Consider the following 11,906-nt stretch of genomic DNA (forward strand, 5'->3'; position numbering starts at 1 on the left):
GATGTTTTTGATCAATGGCCAATTGCACGCCGACCTTGCCCTCGACCCCACTCTCGAGAGCCTGCACGAGGTCTTGCCGCGACTGCTGGAGGCGCCAATCGACGGTGACACGGTGATCGCCGCAGCCACTCGCTTTGCCGAGCACTTGCAGACCCGCGAACTGGACATCGACCTGGAGGATGATCAACGCCTGGTGCTGATCGATTTCTGCCAACCCGACCACCTGATCCACAAACTTGATCGCGAACTGGGGATGCAACCTCGGTCCCTGCGGCGTATCGATTACCAGCAACCGCGCCTCGAGAGTTGGCATCCCCTGGGGCTGGTGGTGCATATCACCCCGGGCAATGCGCCGACGCTGGCATTTTGTGCAGTGCTGGAAAGCCTGCTGGCGGGCAACATCAACTGGCTACGCCCCAGCTCCACCGACCAAGGGCTGACGGCACGCTTGCTACACGCCCTCGGCCAATGTGACAGCAGCGGCAGGCTCGCCGACTTTATCGCGGTATTGCCCGTGGAAACCGCGCACATTGCGCGCCTCTGCACCCGGGCGGACGCCGTGGCCGCGTGGGGCGGCGACACCGCGCTCAAGGCCATTCGTCAGCAGTTGCCCGGCGGATGCCGCTGGATCGACTGGGGTCATCGGATCAGTTTCGCTTATCTGTGCCCGGACGCTGCGCAACCCCAGGCACTCGATGCCTTGGTGGATGAAATCTGTCGCCTGGACCAGCAAGCGTGCTCCAGCCCCCAGTGGGTGCTGGTGGACAGCGATGACCCGGCCGTTCTGCGGGACGTGGGTACGTGCCTGGCCCAGGCGTTCGAACGACGCCATGCTCAGTGGCCGGCGCTAATTCCAACCGATCAGGAAGCCTCGGAAATCACCACGCGCTGCGCGATGGCGAAGCTGGGTCAATGTTTTTCCGGGCAAACCGGTGAGGTCTGGGCCGGAGCGGGATGGCGGGTCATCTGGGAACATCATCGGACCCTCGCGCCTTCACCGCTGTTTCGCACGCTGGTGCTTAAACCGGTGCCGCAGCGGCTGATTGCCGAAACGCTGCTGCCCTGGCGCACCGTCCTGCAAAGCTGCGCATTGATTTGCCCGCCAGCACAAACCCCGATACTGGTGCGCACGCTGGTCAACGCCGGCGTCACCCGCATCGCGCCTGTCCGGTCGATCCATGACGGCTACCCTGGTGAGCCCCACGATGGCGTGTTCGCGCTGACGCGATTGAGCCGCCGGATCTCGGTGAGCCTGCCCGCAGAGGTGTTGAGCAACCATGCCAGCCTGGATGCACTGCCCGCAGCCCCGGACATTTGGGGCCTTGCGATCATGGACAAAACGGCGTTTCAGGCCCAGCCCATCGATCGAACGGCCCAGCTGTACTTCCGTTCCGGCGGCAGCAGCGGTACCCCCGCGCTGGCCGGTTTCAGCTACCGCGATTTCCACCGGCAAATGCGCTCAGCGGCTGACGGGCTATTCGCCGCGGGGCTGGATCCGTCACAGGACCGGGTCATGAACCTGTTCTACAGCGGCAACCTTTATGGTGGTTTTTCCAGTTTTTCCTGGATCCTGCAACACATGGGCGCGCCGCATTTCCCCATGGGCGCACCGCATGACGATGACTTCAGTGAAATCGCCCGGATGATCGTGCAGCAACAGGTCAGCGTGCTGATCGGCATGCCGAGCACCCTGCATCGTCTGTTTCTCAACGAGCAAGAGACCCTGCGGGCGTATGGGGGGATCCGCAAGGTGTTCCTCGGTGGCGAGCATCCGGGGCTGGCCAGCCGCCAGTTGATGGAAAGCTGCGGTGTCTCGACGATCCGTTCAGCGATCTACGGCTCTGTCGACGCCGGTCCCCTGGGCCATGCCTGCGCGGCGACCACCGATGGCATCTTTCACCTGATGTGCGATACCCAACATCTGGAAATCGTTCATCTTGAGCAGGATGTGCCGGTTCAGGGCTGTGAAGTCGGACGTCTGCTGTTCACATCACGGGCCCGCCACAGCCAGACCGTTGTGCGCTACGAAGTCGGTGACACCGGGCGCTGGGTAGTCGGGCCGTGTCCCTGCGGGCTGAGTTCGCCACGCTTCGAATTGCTGGAACGTCATGGGCAATGGCTGCGGATTGGCACCGAGTTCATTTCCCCCTCACAACTGGCTCGCTACGCCGGTGCACCGATTCAAATGGTGCTGGACCATGCGCCCAACGGGGTTGAACGCCTGGTGGTGCATGCCGATGCCGAAGCTGATCAGGTTTACAACCAATTGCTGTTCGACACCGCGCTGAAAAATGCCGTGGATACCGCAATGCTGGTGCTGGAAGTGAACACCTGCACCGCCACTCAATTCAAACGCAACAAACACAGCGGCAAGACGCCGTTGGTCATCGACCAGCGCCAACGCCAAATAACGGAAAAGGAATTCCAATGAACGAACTGCTCACGCTAGAGCAACTGGTGCAATACATACGCGAACACTCGCGTTTTTATAACAAGCACCTTGAACACTTACCGCCGCAGGGATTTACCCCAGGCGATATCCCCTTGATCGACGGCAATACGTATTGGGCCGGCAGCCACGACCTGGCGAATTGGCCCGTCCTCACGGCCCCGGTCGATGACGCGCTGCTGTTTAAAACCGGGGGAACCACCAGCCAGGGCAAACTGGCGATCTACACCCACGCGGAATGGCAAACCCTGGTCACGGCGTTCGGTCAAAGCCTCTCGTCACAACTGAGCAGCGGCGATCGGGTGGCCAATATGTTTTTCACCGGCGACCTGTGCGCCAGTTTCCTGTTCATCCACGACTCGCTGGCCCACGTTAACGTCTCGATCAGCGAGTTCCCCTTCACCGGCAACGCTGATTTTCCAGGTTTGACGGCGTCGATTCGCGACCATCGGATCAATGTGCTGGCGGGCATCCCGGCGCAGTTGCTGAAGTTCGCGGCCTACCTGACCGAACACAACTGCGTGCTGAGCGACGTCGACACGCTGCTGTATGGCGGGGAAAGCGTATTTGCCGGGCAACTGGCGATCTTCGCCCGGGTCTTCCCCAATGCCCGCGTCGCCTCCATCGGTTACGCCAGTGTTGACGCCGGATTGATCGGCGACAGTGATCGCGACTGTGCCCTGGGCGAGCATCGGGTGTTCGAGAAGCACACCTTGCTGGAAATCATCGACGAACAAAGCGGCGACATCATCGAAGAATGCAACCGTGTGGGCTTGTTGGTGGTGACCAATCTGAGTCGCTGCCTGATGCCGCTGTTGCGCTACCCAGTGGGCGACCGCGCCTGCTGGCTCGACCCCGTTGCCAGCCCCAGACGCAAGTTCGCCCTCAGAGGCCGCAGCGCCCATAGCCAGCGGGTGCGAGTGGGCGTGATGTCACTGATGACGGATGAAATACACGGGATTGTCCAGCGTGTTACCGGCAGCGAGCAGTGGCAAATACGCATTGAACAGGTGGAATACATCGACCAATTGAGCGTGAATTGGGTACCCGAGACCGGCTCCCGGACCATCGAACACTTGAGTGATGCACTGCGCGATGCACTCGTCGCCCACTACCCCGCCATCAGCACGTTGAGCCATGACGGCTTGCTGAATTTCCAGGTCAAGTCGTGTAGCGCCAGCGAACTCGCACTGCACGCGCGCTCGGGCAAGCAACTGCGGGTTCTGGACTTGCGGGTGTACGCGTCCGCGCCGGAGGTCGAGCGATGATTTTCCGCCCCTTCCGGGCCTCTGACGCACGCGCCATCAGTCGCCTGTTTCGTCGGGTCTACGGTGATCATTACGTGCAGCCGGACGTGTATTTGCCGAAGCTGATCATGCAGCACAACAACGACGGTCGCTGGCAATCGATGGTCGCGGTGGAGGGTTGCGAAGTACTCGGCCACGCCGCGTTAATCCGTGACGGGCACCCATCCAACAGCCCCGAACTGGCCCTCATTGCCGTGCACCCGGCAGCCCGCGGGCAGAGCATCGCCACCCGACTGGGCCGCGAACTGCTGGAACACGCCAATGCTGTCGCAGGTCGCTGCGTGTTGATCAAGCAGGTCTCTCATCACCCTTATACCCAGCGCATGGCGCAAACCCTGAGGTTCCACTGCACCGGTTTATTGCCGGACTACGTGCCCTCTCCTTTCGCCAGTCCTTTAGCCGAGAGCCTCGTGGTCGGTGTGCATCTGCTCGACGGCCACACCCGCCCGCTGCCGGACATTGTGTGGCCGGACAGTTGCCGGGGGTTCATGCAACATATGTGCTCGGTGTTTGGCAGCACCCAGGGCGCATCGGTTTATCCGGCGCAACCCCTGCACATGCAGCAGCATAAGCACAGGGTCGATGTGGTCATTGAGCGCCTGGACAAACGCTTGCTCGATCAGCTGATCGAGTTGCCCCAGGGCTGGATGATTTCGCTCAGGCTTGCCTTGTCACCGAGCTTTGCCGAGGACTTTCAGCGCTTGAGCATCAAGGGATTGATCTTTACCGGGCTGATCCCCGCACCCGATCACGATCGATGGTTCGCCCTGTTCCATCGCGGCGCCCGGTCACGCCACCTGGACTTGCATTGCCCGCACATGCAACGGTTGCATGACCATCTGCAGCACGCTTCGCGTAACGTGACTCAGACCGATCGCTCAGCTGCCTGAGTCGCTTCTATAAAAATGCTGGCCCGGTTGCGCGCAGAGTTCAACCAGCCAATCGACAAACACCCGCACCCGCCGGGATAACTGGCGGTGTGGCGGGTACAGCGCCGTCAACGGCATTCCCGGTGGCGGCGCATCCCTGAGCACCTCGCACAAGCGCCCTTCGCTCAACTGTCGGGCGACGTGGTAGTACGGGGCCTGAACCAGGCCATAACCGGCCTCGCACGCGGCCATGTAGCCATCGGCGCTGTTGACCGACACCTGCCGGGGCAGATTGACCGCTTGCACCTGCCCGTCGATCACAAACTCAAGCCCGAAGCGCGAACCGGTGGTCGCGGAGAAATACTCCACCATCTGATGCCCCTGCAAATCCGCCGGACACTCGGGCACGCCGTGACGCTGCAAGTAGTCGGGGCTGGCGCAGGTCACCTGATCCAGCATCACCAGCGGGCGCGCCACCAGCGAATCATCCAGCGGTGAGCCGCCCCGCAGTACGCAATCCACACCTTCACGAATCAGGTCCACCGTGCGGTCGTTCAGGCTGATTTCCAGTTCGATCAACGGGTAGCGGGCGGTGAACTGCGGCAGCGCCGGAATCACGATCAGCCGTCCGATCCCCGCCGGCATGTCTACCCGCAACAAGCCTTTGGGATTGTGCCGGGCGGCGGAAAATACCGCTTCGGTTTCCTCAAGGTCCGCGAGCAATCGCACGCAACGGGGGTAATAGGCGGCGCCATCGAGGGTCAGGCTGATTTGCCGGGTGGTGCGCTGCAACAGTTGCACACCCAGATGTGCCTCCAGTTGCTTGATCAGAATGGTCACCGAAGCACGGGGCATTTGCAGGCTGTCGGCAGCCTTGGCGAAGCCGCCCAGCTCGACGATCCGGGTAAACACGCGCATGGCGTTGAGACGGTCCATGGTTCGGGGGCACCTGCCGATTATTTAGAAATCATGAATAGTGATAGCAGTTTTAGCCGGTTTATCTTGTTTCTGTCGAGGGGAACAATGGCGGCTCACCTTTCAAGGAGCTGATCTCATGCAAACACGTCAACTGGGCAAGAACGGGCCGCAAGTCAGCGCCATCGGCTTGGGCTGCATGGGCATGACCGATTTCTACACCACCGGCACCGATACCCGCGAAGCCACCGCCACCTTGCATCGGGCGCTGGAACTGGGCATCAACCTGCTCGACACCGCCGACATGTATGGCCCGCACACCAATGAAGAGCTGATCGGCAAGGCCATTGCCGGCAAACGTGACCAAGTGTTCCTGGCCAGCAAATTCGGGATCGTGCGCGACCCGGCCAACCCCACCGCACGGGGCGTAAATGGCCGCCCGGACTACATTCGCCAGGCCATCGACGGCACCCTCAAACGCCTGGGCGTGGACACGTTGGATTTGTACTACCAGCACCGGATCGATCCGCAAGTCGCCATCGAGGAAACCGTCGGCGCCATGGCGGAACTGGTGAAGGCCGGCAAAGTGCGTTACCTGGGTTTGAGCGAAGCCTCGGCGGCGACTCTGGAACGGGCGCACAAGGTGCATCCGATCAGCGCACTGCAAAGTGAATACTCCCTGTGGAGCCGTGATCAGGAAGACAACGGTTGCCTGGCCGCGTGCCAGCGCCTCGGTATCGCTTTTGTTCCGTACAGCCCATTGGGTCGTGGCTTTTTGACCGGCGCGCTGAAAAGCCCGGACGACTTTGCAGCGGACGATTACCGGCGCTTCAGTCCGCGTTTTCAAGGGGAGAATTTCGCGAAAAACCTGCTGCTGGTGCAGCAGGTGCAGGCACTGGCCGCCGACAAGGGCGTGACCGCAGGGCAACTGGCGTTGGCCTGGGTGCTGGCGCAGGGCGACTACCTGATCCCGATTCCCGGGACCAAGCAACGTAAATACCTGGAGGAAAATATCGCGGCGCTGGAGGTGAAACTGAGCGCCGGCGAGTTGCAGGCGCTGGAGGCGATCTTCCCGGCGGATGCCACGGCCGGTTTGCGTTACCCGCAAGCGGTGATGCAAATGCTCGACCGCTGATCCATCGACTTCAGCCCCGCTCAATGTGTTGAGCGGGGCTGAAGATCATTTGTCTTTTTTCTTGACCGTCGTGCCGTTACCTTCGCCGTAGGTCTTCAGGTTCTGCAGCACGTAGATCGCTTTCTTGAACTCAGGCACCAGGTAGTTGGCGTACTTGTTGCCCTTGAGGTTGTTGTTCTGGATCGAGTCCAGTTGCGTAGCAAAGTATTCCAGCGCATTGAACTTGGCATCGGGGTCGTTCGGAATACCAAACTTGTCAAACTGGGAGCCAGCGTTGAGCAAGGTCAGCGCGGTCACATCGCCGATGATGCCGTTCTGCTTGAGGAAGGTGCTCATGTTGCCCAGTTGCTTGGTCGAGATGTTCGTCGGATCAAAGCCCTTGACCTGCTTGAACAGCTGCAAGCTGTCCATTTTCGTCCGGTCGAGGATCGTCGGGTTGGTACCGACCATGGTCAGGATTTCCCGCACCTTGGCGCTCTGGGAAACCGGTTTGGCATTGGGCGAACCCTGGCGTACCAGCAGGCCCGATTTAGCAGTCCAGTTGCCGACCACACCAATAGTCATGACCGTACTCCTTTCGACTGGAACATAAAAAATCCTTGTTAGAGCGAGATGATTGCGGGGAAGTATCGGCGCGAAACGACGGTCCACCTACTAATATTTCGACTTTTTACAATTCTCGTACATTTTCGATACAAATCACCAAGTGCCCGGTTTCATTGGCCTATATGAAATTTTTGATCTTGGTATAGCCGCTACATTGATTGTCATTTATTACAGATCCTGTCCGTTTGTAGCGATTTCGATACTCACCCCTCCTGTACCGTCTGTCCCCCTGTCCCATTTCTTGTACGTGCGTACTAAAGCTCGCCCACGGCGGGCCGATAAGCCATGGATAGCCGCGCTTTCAAATACGACACCCAACAATAAAAACGCAGCACAAGGACCAGTCCCATGCCCGCATTCCGTACCATTCAGGCTCGCTACACGCTGTTTCTGGTCCTGTTCATCCTGCTGCTGTCGGTGCTCACGGTAGTGGGCATCAGCCAGCTGGTCGCGCCGAAACTACGGCATACCGAAGAACAGGTGGCCCTCAACCGCATTGCTGAAGTCGCCGAGCAAATCCAGGGCGAACTGAACAAGGTGCAAGCCCAGCAACGCAGCATCACCCAGACCATTCCCCTGCTCGACAGCGCCGCCATCGATACGGTGTTGCCCGGTCTGGTGGACCAGTACGGCGAGCTGAAAGTGTTTGGCGGCGGGATCTGGCCATTGCCCGGCCAGCGTGAAGCGGGCCGCAACAAATTCAGTACCTTCTGGCACCGCGACAGCTCCGGCAAACTGGCGGTGAACACCTTCTGGAACAGCGACGCGGCACCCAACTACTACGACCAGACCTGGTACAAGGGCGGCATGGCCACCCCGCGCGGCCAGTGCGCCTGGGCCGCGGCCTATAAAGATGACGCCAGTGCCGAGCCGCGCACCAACTGCGCCATGGCCATCCAGAAAAACGGCGCGGCCTACGGTGTGTCGACCATCGACGTGACCCTGGGCTTTTTCAACGACCTGATCGCCCGCAAGGAAAAAGACCTCGGCGCCGAGATGTTGATCGTCGAGGCCGACGGCAAAATCATCAGCAACAGCTCGCGCATCAGCGGGCCGATCGTGCTGAAGAACGTCAGCGAACTGGCCGGCAACTCGCCGTTCGCCAGCCAGGTCAAGGCCGGCCTGCAAAACCGTGACAAGGCCCAGCGCGTTGAATTCGACAACAACGGTGACGCCAGCACCTTCTTCATGCGCCCGATCGAAGGCACGCCGTGGTACCTCGCCACCGCCCTGCCGACCAAACTGATCACCGCCCAACGTGACGATGTACTGAACACCTTGAGCCTGTTGCAGATTCCGATGGTGATCCTGTTGGTGCTGCTGCAGATCTACGCGATTCGCCAACTGATCCACCGCATGAAAATCCTCAAGGCCAACATCGACGCCCTGTCTGCCGGCGATGCCGACCTGACCAAGCGCATCACCATCCGCGCCGAGGACGAACTGGGGGCCATCGGCCATTCGGTCAACGCCTTCATCATCTACTTGCAGAACATGATCGGCGAAGTGACCCAGGCCACCGGCGCCATGGCGTCGAGCCTGGACAACCTGCAACGGACCTCGGCGCACACCAGTCAGATCCTGGTGCGTCACGCCTCGGAAACCGATCAGACCGTCACCGCCATCACCGAAATGAGTTCCACCGCCGACAGCGTGGCGCAGAACGCCGCCGAAACCGCATCGTTCACCCAGCGCGCCAGCGAACACGCGGATCGTTCGCGGGTGGTGGTCGGTGAAGCCTCCAGCAGTGTGGTGGCGTTGATTGAAGAAGTGGCCAGCGCCACGCATAAAGTCGAAAACATGCAGCAGGACGCGCAGCGGATTACCGAAATCCTCGGGGTGATTGGCGCGATTGCCGGGCAAACCAACCTGCTGGCGCTCAACGCGGCGATTGAAGCGGCGCGGGCCGGTGAACAGGGTCGTGGTTTTGCGGTGGTGGCTGATGAAGTCCGCGCCCTCGCCGCCCGGACCCAGGCCAGCACGTCGGAAATCAACGAAATGCTCAAACGCCTGACCCAGGGCGTGAGTTCCTCGGTCGCGGCCATGGAAAACACCCAGGCCAGCTGCCAGTCCGCCGCCGATGCGACGGCACGGGTGAACTCCGGCCTGGATGAAATGGCCGGCTCTGTCAGCCACATCAACAGCCTCAGCACCCAGATCGCCACCGCCGCCGAACAGCAAAGTGCGGTCACCGAAGAGATCAACCGCAGCATGGTGCAGATCCGCCATATGGTGGATGAGTTGGTGAAAAGTGGTCACGCCAGCGAACTCAATACCCAGCAGTTGCTGGAAGCCAATAGCCGGGTGAGCGCGATCATGGGACGGTTCAAAGTCCGCTAGTCCGCACAACCCCTGTAGGAGCGAAGCTTGCTCGCGAAGGCGACGGTACATCCAACAATGATGTTGGCTGACACGACGCCTTCGCGAGCAAGCTTTGCTCCTACAGGATGGGTGTCGTTCTTGTATTACTTCGAAACACTCTCGCCCCGCTTCGTTGGCTAAAGTCGTCAAAATGCCTCTTTTTTTGACCGCCACCCGAGCCGAGATCCCCCCATGCGAACCCACCTGCGTCTGCTCGCCCTGAGCGCCCTGTTCATTTCCTCCCTGGCCCAGGCCGCCAACCCGATCCCCATCGAAGTCCACCGCGACGCCAATTGCGGTTGCTGCAAAAAATGGATCAGCCATCTGGAAGCCAACGGTTTCAAGGTCGAAGATCACGTCGAAGCCGACATGAGCACCTTCAAGCAACAGCACGGCGTGCCGCCACGCCTGGCGTCCTGTCACACGGCGCTGATCAACGGCAAGTTTGTCGAAGGCCATGTGCCGGCCGAGCAAGTGCTGGCCCTGAGCAAGCGTGATGATTTGCTGGGGGTTGCCGCGCCGGGCATGCCGATGGGTTCGCCGGGCATGGAAATGGACGGCATGAGCGATGCTTATCAAATCATCGGCCTGAAAAAAGACGGGACTGACACGGTGGTGGCGGACTACCCCGCCCATTGATGTCCGGCGCATTGATCGGGCTGTTTCTGGCGGCATTCGGTGCCGCAACGCTACTGCCGTTGCAATCCGAAGCGCTGCTGGTCGGGCTGTTGCTCAGCAATCGTTATTGGCTCTGGTCGCTGCTGGCGGTCGCGACCGTGGGCAATGTGCTGGGCTCGCTGGTGAACTGGTGGTTAGGCCGCGGCATCGAACGCTTCCGTGAGCGGCGCTGGTTCCCGGTCAACCCCCGGCACCTGGAAACAGCGCGAAAACATTATCAGCGCTATGGTCACTGGTCGCTGCTGCTCAGTTGGGTGCCGGTGATCGGTGATCCGCTGACCCTCGTCGCGGGTGTGATGCGCGAGCCGCTGGGGCGATTTCTGCTGATTGTGACCTTCGCCAAGGGTGCCCGTTATGGGGTGCTGGCAGCCATTACATTGGGCTGGATGGCTTAAAACTGTGGGAGCGAGCCTGCTCGCGAAAGCGGTGCTCCAGACAACATTTATTTTGAAGCTGCTGGCCTCTTCGCGAGCAGGCTCGCTCCCACAGGGGCCGGTGTTTAATGTCGGCGTAATCGCGTCCTCCCAACATCGCCTCATTTACATGGAGTGAACCTATGCCCCCTTCCCGCTGGCTGCCCAGCCTGCTACTGACCGCCGCCCTGCCCCTGCTGGCCCACGCCGAAGGTCCGGCCTATGGCCCGGAACTCCAGGGCTTCGAATACCCCTACACGGTCAAGCACTTTGCCTTTCAGTCCCAGGGCAAATCCCTGCAAATGGGTTACATGGACGTCGCCGCCCATGGCAAGGCCAACGGGCGCAGCGTGGTGCTGATGCATGGCAAGAATTTCTGCGGCGCCACCTGGGACAGTTCGATCAAGGCCCTGAGCGAGGCCGGTTACCGGGTGATCGCGCCGGACCAGATCGGCTTTTGCACCTCCAGCAAACCGGACAACTATCAGTACAGCTTCCAGCAACTGGCGACCAACACCCAGCAGTTGCTCAAGGCCCTGGGCATCCAGAAAGCCACGTTGCTCGGGCACTCCACCGGCGGCATGCTCGCCACCCGTTATGCGTTGCAATACCCGGAACAAGTCGAACAACTGGCGCTGGTCAATCCCATCGGTCTGGAAGACTGGAAAGCCCTCGGCGTGCCGTACCGCACCGTCGATCAATGGTATGAGCGTGAACTGAAAGTCAGCGCCGACAGCATCCGCGAATACGAACGCAGCACCTATTACGCCGGGCACTGGAAGCCTGAGTTCGACCGCTGGGTCGACATGCTCGCCGGGCTCAGCAAAGGCCCGGGCAAGACTCAGGTGGCATGGAACTCGGCGCTGATCTACGACATGATCTTCACCCAACCGGTGTACTACGAGTTCAAGGATTTGAAGGTGCCGACGCTATTGCTGATCGGCACCTCCGACACCACGGCCATCGGCAAGGACATCGCGCCACCGGCGGTCAAGGCGAAGATTGGTCACTATGAAGTGCTCGGCAAGCAGGTGGCCGGGCTTATCCCGCAATCGACGTTGATCGAATTTCCAGGCCTGGGCCATGCGCCACAGATGGAAGAACCGGCAAAATTCCACCAGGCCCTGCTGGGCTGGCTAAGCAAATACAACCCTGTTCGCGGATGAGGTAAGG

9 protein-coding genes and 2 pseudogenes are annotated in these 11,906 nt (G+C 60.5%); 9 read left to right on the top strand and 2 right to left on the bottom strand.

The features are described 5' to 3' along the window. Position 1 precedes the first annotated feature (1 nt). Genes BK667_RS16165 through BK667_RS16175 form a run of 3 tightly spaced genes read left to right on the top strand, consistent with a single transcriptional unit; the run spans position 2 to position 4,646 of the window. Complete coding sequence (locus BK667_RS16165) at positions 2–2,431, top strand: acyl-CoA reductase (RefSeq protein ID WP_123598232.1); 2,430 nt, start codon at positions 2–4, stop codon at positions 2,429–2,431. Continuing rightward, on the top strand, positions 2,428–3,717 hold the full coding sequence (locus BK667_RS16170; protein WP_123598233.1) for a phenylacetate--CoA ligase family protein: 1,290 nt from the start codon (positions 2,428–2,430) through the stop codon (positions 3,715–3,717). The genes BK667_RS16165 and BK667_RS16170 overlap by 4 nt, the downstream gene beginning before the upstream one ends. Beyond that, entirely contained in the window at positions 3,714–4,646 is a 933-nt protein-coding gene (locus tag BK667_RS16175) for a GNAT family N-acetyltransferase (protein ID WP_123598234.1), read from the top strand. Before BK667_RS16170 ends, BK667_RS16175 begins: the two co-directional genes overlap by 4 nt. On the opposite strand, the gene BK667_RS16180 is transcribed toward BK667_RS16175, so the two are convergent. Then, positions 4,635–5,561, bottom strand: a complete 927-nt coding sequence (locus BK667_RS16180; protein WP_123509624.1) for a LysR family transcriptional regulator — start codon at positions 5,559–5,561, stop codon at positions 4,635–4,637. The genes BK667_RS16175 and BK667_RS16180 overlap by 12 nt on opposite strands. A 118-nt stretch (positions 5,562–5,679) precedes the next feature. On the opposite strand from BK667_RS16180, the gene BK667_RS16185 reads away from it, so the two are divergent. After that, positions 5,680–6,675 carry an aldo/keto reductase gene (locus BK667_RS16185; RefSeq protein ID WP_123598235.1) on the top strand — a complete coding sequence of 332 codons (996 nt, stop codon included), beginning with the start codon at positions 5,680–5,682 and terminating at the stop codon, positions 6,673–6,675. A 45-nt stretch (positions 6,676–6,720) separates the two neighbouring features. Here BK667_RS16185 and BK667_RS16190 read toward each other — a convergent pair whose 3' ends face one another. Next, positions 6,721–7,239 carry a hypothetical protein gene (locus tag BK667_RS16190; protein ID WP_123509626.1) on the bottom strand — a complete coding sequence of 173 codons (519 nt, stop codon included), beginning with the start codon at positions 7,237–7,239 and terminating at the stop codon, positions 6,721–6,723. 390 nt (positions 7,240–7,629) lie between these two features. On the opposite strand from BK667_RS16190, the pseudogene BK667_RS34140 reads away from it, so the two are divergent. From BK667_RS34140 to BK667_RS16215, 5 genes and pseudogenes are all read left to right on the top strand, one after another. Continuing rightward, positions 7,630–8,757 (top strand): annotated as a pseudogene (locus BK667_RS34140) (HAMP domain-containing protein); the annotation flags it as partial. 336 nt (positions 8,758–9,093) lie between these two features. Further along, a pseudogene (locus tag BK667_RS34145) lies at positions 9,094–9,621 on the top strand (methyl-accepting chemotaxis protein); the annotation flags it as partial. Between the two features lie 213 nt (positions 9,622–9,834). Then, positions 9,835–10,281: a DUF411 domain-containing protein gene (locus tag BK667_RS16205; protein WP_123509628.1), complete on the top strand. Its 447-nt coding sequence runs from the start codon at positions 9,835–9,837 to the stop codon at positions 10,279–10,281. Beyond that, positions 10,281–10,715, top strand: a complete 435-nt coding sequence (locus BK667_RS16210; RefSeq protein ID WP_123598236.1) for a YqaA family protein — start codon at positions 10,281–10,283, stop codon at positions 10,713–10,715. Before BK667_RS16205 ends, BK667_RS16210 begins: the two co-directional genes overlap by 1 nt. A gap of 161 nt (positions 10,716–10,876) precedes the next feature. Next, entirely contained in the window at positions 10,877–11,899 is a 1,023-nt protein-coding gene (locus BK667_RS16215) for an alpha/beta fold hydrolase (protein WP_123598237.1), read from the top strand. The last annotated feature ends 7 nt before the right edge of the window (positions 11,900–11,906 follow it).

This window comes from Pseudomonas frederiksbergensis (genome assembly GCF_003732705.1).
GTDB lineage: Bacteria > Pseudomonadota > Gammaproteobacteria > Pseudomonadales > Pseudomonadaceae > Aquipseudomonas > Aquipseudomonas frederiksbergensis_F.